A 16,344-nucleotide genomic window follows, 5' to 3' on the forward strand; every position below is an offset into this window, starting at 1 on the left:
CCGTTCCCCAATTGGAAGAAAATCCCCTGCAGTACTTTGTCCGGGAGGGGGATATTTGGATTTTCGCGAATATTGGGGATGAATTGGGCTTTATCAGGGTGGCCTTACATTGAGGAAAATCTCAGGCTTTGGGTTAATGCGAAAGGGGGAAAACAGGTTTCCTTTAGAAATGTCCGGCCTGCTAAATAAAACCCCTGCATAAATGCCTGGGGGTACAAAAATCAATGCTTTCAACATGTTTTCAGCAGTGAGAAAAATCGGTTCATTAAATGGACTGAAGTTGGTATTTCTATTTTCCATATAGGAGAATTCCACCCCTAACTTTAAAAGCAGTATCCAGACCAATGCAATCAAATAAATAACAAAGAGGGCAGTGGTCCACTTGTTAGGCACATTAAGATCTTTGGCTAATGCTTTCATGTTGATTGTAGGTCCTACAATTTATAGCATTGTATGAAAAAAACCTATCTGGTGTATGGGCCAGACAGCAAAATTAGTAGTCAAATAAAGATTTTATTGTCTGGTAGTAACTACGTCCGCTGGTAATTTCGCTTTGAGAATAATCATCCATAATCAATAAAAAACGGCTATTAAAGTGTTTCCGGATTTCCTTTAACAAATTTTTATTAATGAGATATGACTTGTGTACCCGGATAAAATAAGCGGGCAATTTGTCTTCTAACTTCTTTAAACTCGAATCTAAAATATACGATTTAGCATATTTGGTAACAATAGACACATATTTCTCGTCGGCCTGTAGGTAAGAAACTTCCTCCAGCCGCAGAAAAATAATGCGATCACCAACTTTTACCGGAATGGAGGAGGCTTCGTTTTTCTTATATTCCTGGGCAAACTGCTCAATGAGTTTGTTGAGATTAATTTCGGAATTGATTTTATTGATGGGTTGGTCGAGCTTTTCAAGGGTTTTAGCAAACCGCTCTTTTGTGAGTGGCTTTACCAGATAGTCGAGGCAATTGGTATCAAAAGCTTTCAATGCAAACTCGTCAAAAGCAGTACAAAATATTACCTTAGGGGAATAGTTTAAATTTTTGAGTACATCAAACCCACTGATTACTGGCATCTGAATATCTAAAAATAGTAATTCCGGCTTCATTTGGGTGATTTTTTCTATGGCTTCCTCTCCGTTTGCCGCTTCGGCAATTATTTCAAAAAAATCCGGATATTCCCTCATTAATGTTTGAAGACGTAATCGTGCCAGAGGTTCGTCATCGACAATAATAGTTTTATAGGGTCGGTTAATTTTCATGAATTGAATTGATTTTTCAGTGTGACTTTAAAATGTTTATTTGCTCCGTTCTCCCAATTGATGTGTGCATTATTTCCATATATAATTTCCAGTTTATCATTCAGGTTCTGCAGACCGTATCCGCTTACGGGTTCTTCAGGAAAGTCGGGACCGTTGTCATAAATCGAAATCCATAATTCCTTCTTATGTTGTTTTACCACCACTACAATTTTTCCCTTGGCTTTTATTTGTGAAACCCCATGTTTTACCGCATTTTCGACAAGGGGTTGAATTAAAAATTTAGGAATTTGTTTTTCAAGCGTATTTTCATCAGCATTTATTTCGTATTCAAGATTATCACCAAAACGAGTTTTTTCGATTTCTAAGTAGTTTTTAACCATATCCAGTTCCTCAGCAACCGAAACATAGTTTTTGTTTTCCTTATTAATCGAATACCTGAAAAGTTCTGAAAGGCCTGTAGCCATATCCTCGGTTTTGCCGGCGTCGATATGTGCCAGGCTGGCTATAGAATTTAGCGAATTATAAAGAAAATGTGGGTTAATCCGCGAATGAATCGCATTCAGTTCTGCCTGATTTTTTAATTCTTTCATTTTGGCAATTTCTACGTCTTTTTGGTTTACCATGCTTTGGATGCGATAGTTAACAAAGTTATAGAATACACGGAGTGTCGCAACCGATGCTATCAGGAAAAAATAGGTTGTGTTTGGGAGCAAGAAAGTAGAAAATGTTAAACTTGAAATTAAGTTCGGATAGAAAATCAGTAAATACGGAAAAACCAAAATTATTGGGACTATAAGTCCGGCAAAAAGGGTGCTCAGAAAGATAAAAGCCTGCTTTCCAACAAAATTATCTAACTTCTTAACAAATACCGGTTCTGTATAATACAGAAAAACGAGAACCAACAACGCTTGTAAAACCGTTCCCATGATGTTGGCGATAAAAGCACCTGGGCTACTGACTAAAAAGGACAAAGAACCTTCGGATGTTGTGACTATAGTATGAAAAAAGGGAAGGATAAATAGGATAATTGCTCTCTGCTTAATATACATCAGTAAGCTTGGGTTTTTTTTCCTTTTAGATTCTTTTGAAAGAAAAAACAGGAATCCGAATAGAATTAAAATTGCCTTTAAAAAATAGGAAAGGTTACTTGTTAGCTTCTGGTACCTCAAATCTAAATAGTATTGATAGCCGAATTTTTCTACAGTGCTTTTTTTCAGTTTTTCATAGAAATCGCTGGAGTATAACTTTTTTAGCAAGTCCTTATCTATTTCCTTGAATTCAGCTTTGGAGGCATCAGAAGAATCAAAAATACCGCCATATCCGGTTTCGCCTTGCTGAGGCATAAATAACTTGGTTAAGTTGCGAATGGTATGGAAATAAATTACGTTCGCAGGTATGGTGTCAGTTAAATCGGGAATCCCAATGTCCAAATTGACAAATACTATTTTAGAACCGGAGGTTCGTTTCCAATTATTTGATGAAATACCTCCAGGTTCCTGCATTAGTGTTAGTTTGAAATTTGGGTTCTCATTTACCATTTTTATTTTTACGGTTTCGAGTAGCCCGTTTAATTCGCTTATCATTCTTGTGATGATCAAAGAATCCTGTTGTGTTTTCAGGCCTATTACTTGTAAACGAATATCCTCTTCAAACCTATAGGCGTTTGCGTTTTCTCCATTAAAAAGTCTTTCCCGAATTACATTCCAGGTGGTTTCTTCATAGGGTTTTGTAGTTGGGTTTGCCTGCATTGAATTGAAGGTGGCTACCAGGACAATTAAGCTAAATAACAACTGTTGCATGATTTTTGGATTTAAAAGTTCGGTTCAAATAAACAGGGTTATCAAATAATAATTTAGCTTTTTCCGATGAAGTGCTTAATTTATGGAATATTCCGCCTAGGCTTTCCTTTGTCGCAGGTAAATCATTATTCAGTTAGGTTTGCCATTTTATCCTTAAAATGTCAGATAGCGTTTCTCAGTTTGAACCAATTTGGATTATTATTCACGAGCGTGCATTCTGTCGGGAGCTTAAAAAATTGATGAAAAGAAGGTAAAAAGGATGGTCGGTCATATTTCGCAAAGCAATGGTTTGTTTTGTAAATCCTCATTTTTATACAATTTGCATTCTGAAAAATCTATTTTGGAAATAGCGAATTCTTTGATAAATTTATCACTACGGCCGTTTCATCACCTTATTCACGTTACCATTATCAAAAATCTAGTCAACCATACCGACGATGACCTATTAGTTCTTTTAAAAAAGGGGGATAGGGATGCTTTTAACTGCATTTACAACAGGTATTGGAAAGGATTGTTTTTCTGTGCGCTTAAGAAGCTGGGAGAAAAAGAAGAAGCAGAAGACCTCATTCAGGACTTATTTGTTTCAATTTGGATGAAAAGAGAAGATTTTGAAATTAGTTCTTCTTTGAAAGCCTATTTGTTTACCGCATTAAAATACAAAATTATTAACCATTTTGAATTTAAAAAAGTCAGGAGAAAACATCTTGCCACCTTAAAGGACGCATTTAGTGAGCTTGACAATGGAACGTCCAATACATTGCTTGCAGAAGAAGTGGAAAAAAGGGTGGAGGTTGGTATTAATAAATTGTCTCCAAAAGTAAAGCTGGTTTACCAATTAAGTCGTGATGAAAATTTATCCTTGGATGAAATTGCTGAAAGACTCGAGGTTTCAAAACAGACCGTTAAAAATCAAATATCAAAAGCGCTAAAAATACTCAAAGCACACCTTAACCATAGTTATTTATGGATCATTTTTGCCACTTTTATTTATTTAATATTTAGTTAATCTCATTTTATCTTTATGGTGTAAAAGGCAATTTTATTCTAATTCCATAATAAAGATTGCCATTGAACAGTACAATATATTTTTTTTACAAAAAGAATAATCGTAATATTTCTAAAAAATGCTTTTATACCATATAGTTGTCTTGGGTTTTTGCCCGTTTTGATATTATTTTTTTTTGCCATCGATAGTACTCCGGTGGTATTTAACTGACTTTACTATATCAGTCAGTTTTATTTGGAATTTATATTATAGATCAGGCCGGAATTGAGAATAAAAAAAATTAAAGAAATTTTAAGGAATTATCGATTTGGTCGTACATCAGCCAGAGAAGATCAGGTTATAGACCAATGGTATGATTCGTTAAATAATCGGAAGAAGAATTTTACCAAAGAGGAGCTAAGTAGCATAGGTCAAAGTATTTTGAAGAGGATAAATGGTAAAATAGATGCAAAAGAGGATGCAAAATATGCTGCAAGTCCTATCAGTAAGGGTTTAATACCTATTGGATATACCTATATTCTTCGAATTGCAGCTGTTTTAATTATAAGTGTGATTACTGTTTCACTATTGGTGAACAATCATTCAAAACTTAAAAATGACACCATTTCTCATTTGGATGTAAAAGTTAATGAAGTCCATTTGTCAGACGGAAGTATTGTCTGGCTAAAGAGCGACAGCAAGTTATACTATCCGGATCAATTTGACCGTGATAGCAGAGAGGTTCATTTGGAAGGAGAAGCTTTCTTTGATGTGGTAAGAGATAAGAATCGACCCTTTATCATCTATTCAAAAGACATGGTTACCAAAGTATTAGGCACCAGTTTTAATGTAAGGGATTACGAAGAGGAGAGTGAAAAGGCTGTTGAAGTATTAACGGGAAGTGTCAGGGTGTCCTTAAGTCGGGAAGATGGAAGTCGGGAAAATGTGGTATTAAAATCCCGGGAAAAGGTAAGTTTCAATAAGGCAGCCCCTTCAGGGATGGGGATAAAAAAGAATGATTCTCCTGTCTTTGTTCCTGAGACTACCAGGGAGTTGAAGTTCGAGGAAGATCCTATACAGGAGATTATTGACAAATTGAATCAGGTACACGAGGTGGACATTCGTATAAAGAATAAAGCATTATATGGTTGCCGTATTACTGCTAATTTGACCTACGAAACATTAGATGTTTGCCTTGAAATTATATCGAGGGCATTAAATGCCAAATATTACCAAATAGAAGATCAAATTTACCTTGATGGAAAGGGATGTTTAAACTAAAAAAAGTATATGTGAATGAATTAAAATGAAAAAAAAATAGGCCAAAAGTGTTTGAGCCACTTTTGACCTAATTATTTCCCTACTGCGAAGGCATATAGCCTAAAGGGATGTTTTTGCCTTAATTATTGTGTAACAAAAACTTTACAAATGTATGAAAATTCAAATACACCACACTGCATTATTTACAAAAATAATGAGAATATCATTGGTTCAACTGATTATTCTGCTGATAGTTACAGGGGTTTCATTTGCTGGCCCTTCTAGCGCACAGAATGTATTGAAAATCAATCTTTCATTGGAAATTAATGAGAGGCCTATAAAGGAAGTTTTGGAGCAAATTGAAGAAATAGCTGATGTGAAATTTGCTTATTCGGTTGGGATGGTAAAGCCTGAAGAGACCATTTCGTTAAACATTAAAAATAAGGAGTTGGGTTTGGTATTGGATCAGATTTTTTCCCCACGAAACGTAAAGTACTTTGTGCTGGGGAAACAAATCATTTTAAACCAATCCAATATTAGTGATATAAAAAGTAAAATTTCTCAAATTAAATTAATTGAAATGATTATTTCGGGGAAGGTAACTTCTCCAGATGGGGAGCTATTACCCGGAGTAACTGTTTTGGTGAAAGGAACCTCCAATGGGACTGTCACCGACATCAATGGAGAATACAAATTGGAAGTTCCGGGCAGTAGCGGAGTAATATTAGTGTTTTCTTCCATCGGGTTTAAAGAAAAGGAGATTAGCGTTTCTGAAACATCTACCGTAAATGTAATTCTTGAAGAAGATATTCAAGGTTTAAATGAAGTGGTTGTAACTGCTTTAGGCGTGGAAAAGGATCCTAAAAGCATTACTTACGCCACTCAGAAAGTTTCTCCTGATGAAGCGATAAAAGTGAAAGATCCAAATTTCATGAATAGCCTGGCAGGAAAGGTAGCAGGAGCAGTTATTACCAAAGGTAATTTTGGGCCGGGAAGTGCACCACGAATCCTTTTGCGCGGGAATAAATCACTAACGGGCAATAGTGAACCTTTGTTTGTTCTAAACGGGGTACCCATGATTGGCGGCACAGACATCCTTTCCAATTATAATCCTGAAGATATTGAAAGTATTCAGGTGTTAAAGGGAGCATCTGCTGCGGCTTTATATGGAAGTGAAGCAGCCAACGGAGTTATTCTGGTCAATACAAAGAAAGGAATGCATGGTGTTTCTAAGGTGGAGTTTTCATCAACCTTTACTGTAGAAAATGCTGTGGATTTGCCAAAACTACAAACCTCATACGGTCAGACAAATCCAAATTTTAATGATAGTTGGGGGGAGAGAATCAGTAACGGGAGCGACAGTCATCTGAAGGAATTTTTTGAGCCGGGTCAAACCATGATCAATTCGGTTTCATTTTCTAATGGGAGTGAAATTGGTCAGATTTATATGTCCTATTCAAATACCAATGCAAGCGGAATACTTCCTGAAAATGATTTAGAGCAGAACAATTTTACGGTAAGGTTAACCTCTCAGTTTTTTAATGATAAATTATCAGTTGATGCTTCCATAAACTACACCGACCAGAAGATCTATAATCAAAATTCAGCAGGGGGCTATAGTGCGCTTCCAGGAATATATTCCTTTCCGGTAGGGGATGATTTTTCAAAATACAACAAGGACAATTTTGAAGTTTGGGATCCTGTTCGGGCGATGTATGTTCAAAATTGGCCCTACATCCGGAATGAAACCTTTCCCAATCAAAATCCTTACTGGGTGCAGAACAGAAATCAGCGCGATTTTTTAAGGGATCATACCATTTCTGCCATTACAGCCAAACTTGAGCTTTACAGCTGGTTGGATTTACAAGGGAGAGTTACCTATGATAAGATATTTGATAAATCGGAATTTAGAAATTATGCCAGTACTCAGGCGACTGTAGCTGGTCCAAATGGAGGATACGGAATCAGTCGATCTTCTGTAAATAATATTTATTCTGATTTGTTATTGATTGGTAATAAAAACATTAGCAGTGATTTTAATTTGGCAGGGACACTGGGTTTTAGTAATCGGGAAACTACCAGCAGTGGGTTGAATCTTTCAAGTACGGTTGCCACCTCCTTGACATTTCCCAATTATTTCTCCGTTTTTGCTTTAAATGGATTATTTAATAAAAGTGAAAGCCTTAGAAAGAGCATGACTCAGGCGGCATTTGGAAATGCTACCCTTGGTTTCAGGGATAAAGTCTACTTGGATATAACAGGAAGGAATGAATGGAGTTCTACTGTTTCTCAATCCTTCTTCTACCCATCGGTGGGCGTTTCTTATATTCTAAAAGATGCATCGAACAGTCGCTCAGGTTCTTCAGGTGTTTTATCCTTTGCAAAAGTATCTTCTTCGTATGCGGAGGTTGGAAACAGTCTTCCTTTTGGTATTGCCAACTGGACACCACCGATGTCTTTGGATAATAATGGAAATATTAATCCCAGAGGCACACTTCCTTATTTTGATGGTAGTGATACCTTAAACCTTAACCCCGAAAGAACGAAGTCCTATGAAGTCGGCACGGAGCTTCGGTTTTTCAATAACCGATTGACTGTTAATTTAAACTATTACAATGCCACCACATATGATCAAATACTACAAATTCAGGCTCCAGCCGGAGCAGGTGCATCAAATTTCTGGATAAATGGAGGCATTATTCGAAATAAAGGAATAGAAGGAATTATCAATTACAACACAAATTTAGGAAGTGTCAAATGGGCTTCATCGCTCAATTTTTCACACAATAAAAATCAGATCAGGCAATTGAGTGACCTTCTAGAAGCTGAAAGGTTTGTGTTGACCAGTTTTAATCAAAGCAGGCTGGTATCCATCTTCCTGACAAGACCCCAGGATGGGGAATATGGTGCTTTTGGAGACATGTATGGCAGGACCTACCAAAGAGACGATGAAGGAAACCTTATAACCAATGAGGCAGGGGTTCCCCTGGTCTCACCAAACCCGGATCAGTTCATTGGGAATGCAAACCCTGATTTTCTGGCTGGATTGAATAATTCCTTTGCCTATAAGCAGTTTTCTTTGTCTTTCCTGATAGACAGCAGGTTTGGAGGGGGGGTAGTCAACCGAACAGAAGTGTGGTTGGACTATAAAGGCCTCTCTGAACGAACTGGAGTCGCAAGGGATAATGGAGGAGTTCTGGTAAATGGGCAGGTAGTGGATGCCAAAGAATTTTATTTAAACCAAACCGGTGCGGGAGCCACAGCTATAGCCTCTGAATATTTCTACGATGCGACAAATGTTAGGTTAAGGGAGTTTCAAATAGGTTATAATTTGCCAATAACCAATGACTTCATCAAGGAATTAAACTTATCATTAATCGGACGTAACCTGTTTTTCTTTTTCAAAAATGCTCCATTTGACCCTGAGATCAGTGTAAATACTTCTCCCACCTCCGAAGGTATTGCTTCCTTTAGTCAACCCCAAACGAGATCATTTGGGGCTAGTTTAAGAGCTATATTTTAATTCATCGAAAACGTTCGTTTCAAATGAATTTTTCCTGAGTATGTCAACTAAAATATAAAAAAGATGAAAAATCATATCATAAATAAAACCTGTTTGAATGCAATCTTGATGGCCGGAATCCTTTTATTGTCGGGTTCTTGTGTGGAATACATGCAGGATCTCAATAAGGATCAAAAGTTAATTACAGATGAATTGCTAAGACATGATGCAAATGAAGGTGGAGTTTCCCTTCCAGGTATGCAACTTGGGATAATGGATGTCCTCACCACCTGGCGAATTGAGATGCAACAAAACTTAAACGCAGATAATTATGGCGGATATATGAGTCTACCGGCACCATTTTTCGATAACAGAAATAATGGAACCTATGCGATGGTTGATAGCTGGAACAATCAAATTTGGTTAGTACCCTCTGAAAAGGTGTTGGATCAATGGGTCATGATGAAAAAAAAGGGCTTTGATCAATCCTACCCGGACCTTTATGCCTTGTCGATTATTTTTAAAACTTTTGCAGGCCATAGGCTGGCCGATATATTTGGACCGATTCCTTATTCAAAATACGGTGAATCCAGTGATGTGAGTTTTGATTCGGTAGAGGAAGCATATGAGGTGTTTTTTGCGGAATTGAAAGAAGCTGTGGCGGTTTTAAAGCAAGCTGAAGAAGAAAATCCGGATGCAGATAAGGTAAGGTATGCAAAATTTGATAAATCAAGATACGGAGGAGATTATGCTACCTGGATAAGAGTAGCCAACACCTTACGGCTAAGACTTGCCATTCGGATTTCAAAAGTAAATCCCGACAGGGCTAAGCAGGAAGCTGAGAGCGCTTTGTTGGATGGAGGAGTTTTGACCGCGGGTGATGCCTCGTTTGAAATGTCAACCGGGACCATACATCCTCTGGAAACAATTACTTCAGCATGGCAGGAAACCCGCATAAATGCAATGGTTGAAACATTACTTGGGGGGTATAATGATCCGAGATTACCCGTTTATGCCATACCTGCTTCAGATCCCGCACTTAATGGGCAGATCAAAGGAGTGAGATCAGGAGCCATTTTTGGTCCGCGACCTTATCTAGGGTTTTCTCAAGTGAATTTTTTCGGAAATCCGTATGTGAAAGTAATGGATGTGGCCGAGAGTTTCTTTCTTCGGGCAGAAGGGGCGCTCAGGGGTTGGAACATGGGAGGTACAGCAAAAGACTTCTATGAGGAGGGTATTCGCGTTTCCTTTAGTGCAAATGGTGTTGGAGGCGCCGAGGAATACCTCAATAATAGCACGGGTAAACAGCTACCCTATGTAGACCCCTACAATGCAGAAAACAATGCCTCTCCGATGACAGATATTACCGTAAAATGGGAAGAAAATGATTCCTTTGAAAGGAAGCTTGAAAGAATTATCACTCAGAAATGGATAGCAATGTATCCTGATGGTCAGGAAGCCTGGTCTGAGTTTAGGAGGACAGGCTATCCCAAATTATATCCTGTTGCCGTTAATTACAGTGAATTTTCAGGAGGAGAATTTATAAAGCGGATAAGTTATCCTACCTCCATTACCAATAGTAGCCAGGCTTCTGTAGCCGAAGCAATTAATTTGTATTTAAATGGAGAAGATAATATTTTCACTCCTCTTTGGTGGGATGTGGATTGAACGAATCAATAAAAATATGCTAAAAAAGAATTTGTGTGTACCTGCAATTAACGTTTGTCTTTATCACCTTCGGATCCTACCTCTACTTTTGGGGGTAGGACTGACGGTTTTTGCCTGCCATTCCGGGGTTCCATCTGATGATAGGTCATTGGAAAATGCCTTGTCTACATTTTCTCTGGAAGAAGGCTTCCAGATTGAGCTTATTGCAGGTGAGCCGCTTGTATCAGATCCCGTCGCCATGGAAATAGATGAACAAGGCAGGTTATATGTTGTAGAGATGCATGGTTACCCGCTGGATCTCAGTGGTTCAGGCAGAGTGAAACGTTTATCAGATACAAATGGAGACGGGATAATGGATGAAAGTGTCATTTTTGCGGATAGTTTGCTGATGCCTACAGGGATCATGCGCTGGAAGCAAGGCCTAATCGTAACAGATCCACCAAATGTATTTTATTTGGAAGACAGTGACGGAGACGGTAAGGCAGATATCAAATCAACCCTCCTTACAGGCTTTGCCTTATCTAATCCCCAGCACAATGTTAATACCCCTAAATTGGCTTTGGATAACTGGATTTATTTGGGACATGAGCCTTCGGTTACCACCACCATTTACGAAGATAAATTCGGTGATAAAGGTACCGATGTCTATTTCCCGGAGAAGCCGGACTTGAACCGACTTCCCCAAAATGCAGGGGGGCGAAGCATCCGGTTTAAGCCTGACTCCTATGACCTTGAATTGCTGAGTAGCAGGACCCAATTTGGCCATACTGCCGATGCCTTCGGACACCGGTTTTTGGTAAACAACAGCAACCATATCATCCAGGAAGTTCTTACCGCAGAATACCTGCAAAGAAATCCTCATTTGGTGATTACAGAGGTTACTCAATCTTCCTCTGACCATGGAAGTGGCGCAGAGGTTTTTCCGATCACCATCAATCCACAGCATCAGCTATTGACGGACCTGGGCGTTATGACATCTGCCTGCGGACTGACGGCCTACCTGGGAGCAGCTTTTCCGGAGCGATATGATCAGGCCACCTTTGTTTCAGAACCGGTAAGTAATATCGTACATGTGGATTTTGTAAAGAGCGATGGGACAGGGTTTATAGCCTCCAGGGAGCATCCTGATAAGGAGTTTTTGGCGTCCACGGATGCCTGGTTTCGGCCAGTCAATGCCTATATTGGCCCTGATGGAGCCTTGTATATCCTTGATTATTACCGTCAGATTATAGAACATCCCGAATGGATGGCAGAAGAAGTGGTTCAATCGGGAGCCTTGTATAATGGTACAGACAAAGGTAGAATTTACCGCATTACACCCAAGGGCACATCACCGATTGATTGGTCCGATAAATTGACTTTAGGGGAAGCATCTCCCGAAGAATTAATGGGTCATCTGTCTCATAAAAATGCCTGGTGGAGAATGAATGCCCAAAGGATATTAGTAGATCGGAAACCGACGAATCTTAGCCCCTCTTTAAAGCAAATTGCAGTCTCCGGGGAAAGCCCTATGGGCCGGCTTCATGCTTTATGGACATTGCAGGGAATGGGAGCGCTTGATGTAGAAACGGTAGCCGGGGCATTAAATGACCCTGTGCCCGGGGTTCGCGAAAATGCGGTGAAATTATCAGAGCTCTTTTTAGCTTCTTCCCCCGAGCTTGTCCCTCAATTGCTGGCTTTGAAAGATGATTCCGATCCAAAGGTTAGGTTTCAGTTGATGCAAACACTGGGGTACATTGAAAGTGAAAGTGCTTTTCAGGCAAGAAAAGAACTTTTGTTTAGAGATATTGATGATAAATGGGTGCAATTGGCAGCGCTTTCGGCTCCGTTTTCAGAAAGTAGCCGGCTTATTGATCCGGTCTTGAACCAATATACCCGCACGCCTGCCTATGATGGTATGGTGCAAAAACTGGCCTCCATGGTTGGTGCCAGTATGGATGAAAGGACTATTTTCACCATGGTGAAACGGGCAACCCAACGCAATGCGCAAGACAACTACAATTGGCAACCTGCTCTTTTGCGTGGTTTGGCACAAGGAATCAAGAGTAAGGAATTGGAAGGTACACATAGCGCAGCTGCTGGCCTTTTGGCAAGTAATATTTTTAATCACCCCTCAGCAGAAGTACAGGAAGCAGCCCTGCAGGTGCTGGAGGGTATTGGACTGGATAACGTCGCAGGTAAGGAAGAGGCTTTGGCAGAAGCAAGAAAAATTGCCATGAACCGAACGTTAAGTGGTGAAGAAAGGAGCTTAGGCATCCGGTTTTTGGCTTTGACAGATCCGATCCAATACCACGACATGTTGGTAGGGATGGTGCAGGTTGGAGAGCCACTGCCTGTTCAGTTGGCTGCTTTTCGTGCTTTAAGTAAATCTGAGGATAGTTCCTTTTCAAAATTGGTGATCGATCGGTGGGAAAGTTTCACGCCCGAATTAAGGGATGCAGCTGTTAGTGCGATGATGATGAATGGTGAGCGGATTACTGTTTTATTGAGTGCCCTGGAGGATGGATTGATTCAAAAGGCCACTATTGGCTGGAGAAGAAGTGTAGGCTTGATGGCCAACAAAGACGAAACGCTCAGGGTAAGGGCCAGGGCCATTTTGACCCGGCCAGAAGGCGAAAGTGAGAAAATTATGGAGACCTACCAACCTGCCCTGGAACTTAAGGGAACCATAGATGAAGGGGCCAGGGTTTTTCGGGAAAATTGCGCTATCTGTCACCAAATGGGAGAGGATCAGGGGCTTGCCTTTGGGCCAGACCTATCCTCTCTGAAAAACAGACGTCCTGCCAGTATAATGACGGATATTCTCAATCCTAATTCGTCCATTGCGGATGGCTTTGATCTTTGGGAAGTAGAATTACAAAACGGGGAGCTTCATCAGGGACTTATTTCCTCGGAGACTCCCACGGCAATCAACCTCAGGAATGCAGGAGGAATTGACAAGAACATTTCCAGAACCAATATAAAGACGCTGAAACTAATAGAAATGTCTGCCATGCCCACCGGCCTTGAGCAAGGTATTTCGGTACAGGAAATGGCAGATTTACTTGCTTATATACGTAAAGCCGAATAATGCAATTGCAGGACTTATTACAATAATTTCACAAGTAACCCAAAGAAAATGAAATTGATATTCATGAAACGTTTGATACTATCACTACTGGCTTTCGGAGCCTTTCAGCTGACTGGTTTTGGAGTAGCCCCCAAGCCCCTGAATGTAGGGCTTGCAAGAGTGATTATTACTCCTGAAACGCCGGTTAGGCTAACCGGCTATTCCAGCCGGGATGTTCCCTTCGAAGCTGTTCATCACGATTTATGGGCCAAAGTGATGGCCTTTGGTGATGAAAAAACAGGATACCGTATAATTATAACTGTAGACTTACTGGGTATTCCGCATCAGATTACGCAAAAAGTAAGGGAAGCCCTTGCCCGGGAAATCAATATATTACCTGCGAACCTCTCCATTTGTGCCTCCCATACCCATAGTGGTCCGCAAATTGGAAATATTGTTTCTCATTTTCATAAACCACTGGATCCTGACGAGCTAGCTGAGATTGCCCTTTTTGCCATGGGACTGGTGCCAAAATTGAAAACCCTGGCCATGGAAGCGATTGAAAACGCTTCCCCGTCGCTGGTATCCCATACCAAAGGTGAGGTGGGTTTTGCAATCAATAGGAGGACTTCCATTAACCCAAATGGTGTTACGGACCATTCATTACCGGTAATGAAAATTACAGACATGAAGGGAGAAACAAAGGCCGTGTTGGTAAATTACGCCTGTCATGCAGTAACCCTTGGCCCTTTAAATAATGTGGTTCATGGGGATTGGGTAGGGGAGGCCCAACTCCAGATGGAAGAAAACTTACCTCCCGGAGCCATGGCCATGGTGGTCATAGGCTGCGGTGCCGATCAGAATTCTTCACCTCGGATGAATACAGATAAGCCGGAGATGGATTTAGTATATGCGAAAGACCAGGGAAAACAAATTGCGGATGAGGTGCAGCGCTTGCTGGCTACCAATGACTGGAAGGGCATTGGACAACTGCCTGAGGGCAAAATGAAATATGTGGAACTGACCTTTGCCACTATGCCGGACCCGAAAAAACTGGCAGCGGATGCCAAAGGCTCGGGCAGGACAAGCAATTACTCCCTGTTATTACTGGGTCGAATGGCTAGAAGCGGGGATATTCCTGAGAAAATAGATTATCCCATTCAGGTTTGGGATTTCGGGAAAGAGTTGGTAATGATCTTTATGGCCGGAGAGGTAGTGGTAGATTATGCCTTAAGGCTAAAGCAGGAGTTGGGAGAAGATCGGGTTTGGGTAAATGCCTATGCCAATGATATGCCCTGCTATATTCCCTCGCTCCGGATATTGCGAGAGGGTGGGTATGAAGCAGAAACAGCCATGATTGGGTACGAGAAGCCCTCCAAATTTACTGAGGACGTGGAGGAGACGATCATGAGCGGCATTTATTCTATTTTACCAAAATCAAGTAAATGATGAGATTTTCTCAATTAATAGTTGCCACTCCCTTTAAGTCCGACCAAAAGAATAGATCCATTGTAGTCTTTTTCGTCTTGGTGCTGGTTCTGCTTTTATCAAGCCAAATTTCTTTTGCCGGAGACTTTAGGGCAGCAGTGGTCAAGGAAAATATTACCCCAAAAGTATCAAAATTCCTTTTAGGGTATGGAGCTCGTCAATCTGAAGGTGTTCTGGATAGTATTTACCATCAGATTTTACTATTAGATGACGGTCAGTCAATCTTTGCGCTGGTTTCCACCGATATTTGTTTGGTCTCTCCCGCCACCTATGATCGGGTAGCCAAATTGGTGGAGCAGAAGTTTGGGATAACACGAAATAATTTTTGGTGGTCGGTAACACATACGCATTCTGCACCGGAAGTAGGCGGGCCCGGACTCCCGGCGGCTTTTATGGGAGAGCGGTATACCCACCCCATTGATACGACCTATACGGATTTGGTAACCTCCAAATTATTGGGTGGTATTGAAAGAGGGATTAGTGAGCTGTCTCCTGCCAGCCTGGGCGTGGGTTGGGGACATTCATTCGCGAATATTAATCGAAGAGCCAGGGATATTGATGATATTGCTTTTTTGGGGTTGAACCCGGATGGACCGGTAGACCGTAAGATTGGTATACTAAAAATAGTGCATCAGGAAGACCACCGATTAATGGCCACGGTGGCCAATTATGCAATACATGGGACAGTTTTGGGGGGACAAAATTTATTGATTAGCGGTGACGTTTCGGGAGTGGTATCCAACTATGTGGAAGAAAGATCAGGAGCGCCAATGCTATTTATCAACGGTGCTGCTGGTAACATCGCACCTATTTACAGTGTATATCCAGATGCCAGGTCAGGAAGACTGAATCAATTCAGAAGGCTGCTGGGAGATAAAATACTGATGGGCAGTGAGGAAATCCAGCACTACGAAGATTGGGTTTCTTTTAGTGCATCGGAGATGGAGTTTCTGACCCCTGTGAAGGAAGGATTAAAGTGGCCTGAAACTTTAAATGATTACCTTGTGGATGCCACGGCCGATGTTAAAATGATTAAAGTACCTGCGCGTTTTCTGAACATCAATGACAAAATAGGTATTTGGGCAAGTCCCCTGGAACTGTTTTGCGAAATTTCGAATGAGGTAAGAGATCGGTCTCCGTTTCCCTATACCTTTTATTATGGGTATACCAACGGCTGGTTGGGGTACATGCTAACCGAGGAGGAATGGGCCTACAAGGGATATGAACCTACGGTATCCCCATTTGTTCCCAATGCTGGGACAAAGTTCGGAGAGGCAGTATTGTCGTATCTACAAAGTGAATTAAAAAGTAAATAATTAAACTAAT

General features: G+C 40.6%; 10 protein-coding genes. 7 read left to right on the plus strand and 3 right to left on the minus strand.

Features of this window, described 5'->3' with window-relative positions; all coding sequences use genetic code 11:
• Positions 1–93: 93 nt before the first annotated feature.
• The 3 genes from HUJ21_RS23995 to HUJ21_RS24005 form a co-directional block, all read right to left on the minus strand.
• The gene (locus HUJ21_RS23995; RefSeq protein WP_291373501.1) at positions 94–420 is read right to left on the minus strand and encodes a hypothetical protein; all 327 of its coding nucleotides are present in this window, start codon (positions 418–420) and stop codon (positions 94–96) included.
• 73 nt (positions 421–493) lie between these two features.
• Positions 494–1,267 carry a LytTR family transcriptional regulator DNA-binding domain-containing protein gene (locus HUJ21_RS24000; RefSeq protein ID WP_291373502.1) on the minus strand — a complete coding sequence of 258 codons (774 nt, stop codon included), beginning with the start codon at positions 1,265–1,267 and terminating at the stop codon, positions 494–496.
• Entirely contained in the window at positions 1,264–3,015 is a 1,752-nt protein-coding gene (locus HUJ21_RS24005; protein ID WP_291373503.1) for a histidine kinase, read from the minus strand. Before HUJ21_RS24005 ends, HUJ21_RS24000 begins: the two co-directional genes overlap by 4 nt.
• 310 nt (positions 3,016–3,325) lie before the next feature.
• Between HUJ21_RS24005 and HUJ21_RS24010 the strand changes: the two genes are divergently transcribed.
• The 7 genes from HUJ21_RS24010 to HUJ21_RS24040 all read left to right on the plus strand — a co-directional run bounded on the left by HUJ21_RS24010 (position 3,326) and on the right by HUJ21_RS24040 (position 16,334).
• Positions 3,326–4,072, plus strand: a complete 747-nt coding sequence (locus tag HUJ21_RS24010; RefSeq protein ID WP_291373505.1) for an RNA polymerase sigma-70 factor — start codon at positions 3,326–3,328, stop codon at positions 4,070–4,072.
• 264 nt (positions 4,073–4,336) lie between these two features.
• The gene (locus HUJ21_RS24015) at positions 4,337–5,332 is read left to right on the plus strand and encodes a FecR domain-containing protein (RefSeq protein ID WP_291373507.1); all 996 of its coding nucleotides are present in this window, start codon (positions 4,337–4,339) and stop codon (positions 5,330–5,332) included.
• Between the two features lie 193 nt (positions 5,333–5,525).
• Complete coding sequence (locus HUJ21_RS24020; protein ID WP_291373508.1) at positions 5,526–8,834, plus strand: SusC/RagA family TonB-linked outer membrane protein; 3,309 nt, start codon at positions 5,526–5,528, stop codon at positions 8,832–8,834.
• Positions 8,835–8,897: 63 nt separating this feature from the next.
• Positions 8,898–10,481: a SusD/RagB family nutrient-binding outer membrane lipoprotein gene (locus HUJ21_RS24025; protein WP_291373509.1), complete on the plus strand. Its 1,584-nt coding sequence runs from the start codon at positions 8,898–8,900 to the stop codon at positions 10,479–10,481.
• A complete protein-coding gene (locus HUJ21_RS24030) occupies positions 10,435–13,551 on the plus strand; it encodes a PVC-type heme-binding CxxCH protein (RefSeq protein WP_291373511.1) in 3,117 nt (1,038 codons plus the stop codon). The genes HUJ21_RS24025 and HUJ21_RS24030 overlap by 47 nt, the downstream gene beginning before the upstream one ends.
• Positions 13,552–13,599: 48 nt before the next feature.
• Entirely contained in the window at positions 13,600–14,979 is a 1,380-nt protein-coding gene (locus tag HUJ21_RS24035; RefSeq protein ID WP_291373513.1) for a hypothetical protein, read from the plus strand.
• Positions 14,976–16,334 (plus strand): neutral/alkaline non-lysosomal ceramidase N-terminal domain-containing protein, encoded by a 1,359-nt coding sequence (locus HUJ21_RS24040; protein ID WP_291373515.1) that lies wholly within the window; start codon positions 14,976–14,978, stop codon positions 16,332–16,334. The genes HUJ21_RS24035 and HUJ21_RS24040 overlap by 4 nt, the downstream gene beginning before the upstream one ends.
• Positions 16,335–16,344: the final 10 nt, after the last annotated feature.

It is taken from the genome of Cyclobacterium sp. (genome assembly GCF_014762705.1).
GTDB lineage: Bacteria > Bacteroidota > Bacteroidia > Cytophagales > Cyclobacteriaceae > Cyclobacterium.

Coding starts and splice junctions, on each gene's coding strand:
- HUJ21_RS24000 (WP_291373502.1), bottom strand. CDS start 1,267: ATGAAAATTAACCGACCCTATAAAACTATTATTGTCGATGACGAACCT.
- HUJ21_RS24040 (WP_291373515.1), top strand. CDS start 14,976: ATGATGAGATTTTCTCAATTAATAGTTGCCACTCCCTTTAAGTCCGAC.
- HUJ21_RS24035 (WP_291373513.1), top strand. CDS start 13,600: ATGAAATTGATATTCATGAAACGTTTGATACTATCACTACTGGCTTTC.
- HUJ21_RS24030 (WP_291373511.1), top strand. CDS start 10,435: ATGGAGAAGATAATATTTTCACTCCTCTTTGGTGGGATGTGGATTGAA.
- HUJ21_RS24025 (WP_291373509.1), top strand. CDS start 8,898: ATGAAAAATCATATCATAAATAAAACCTGTTTGAATGCAATCTTGATG.
- HUJ21_RS23995 (WP_291373501.1), bottom strand. CDS start 420: ATGAAAGCATTAGCCAAAGATCTTAATGTGCCTAACAAGTGGACCACT.
- HUJ21_RS24010 (WP_291373505.1), top strand. CDS start 3,326: ATGGTCGGTCATATTTCGCAAAGCAATGGTTTGTTTTGTAAATCCTCA.
- HUJ21_RS24020 (WP_291373508.1), top strand. CDS start 5,526: ATGAGAATATCATTGGTTCAACTGATTATTCTGCTGATAGTTACAGGG.
- HUJ21_RS24005 (WP_291373503.1), bottom strand. CDS start 3,015: ATGCAGGCAAACCCAACTACAAAACCCTATGAAGAAACCACCTGGAAT.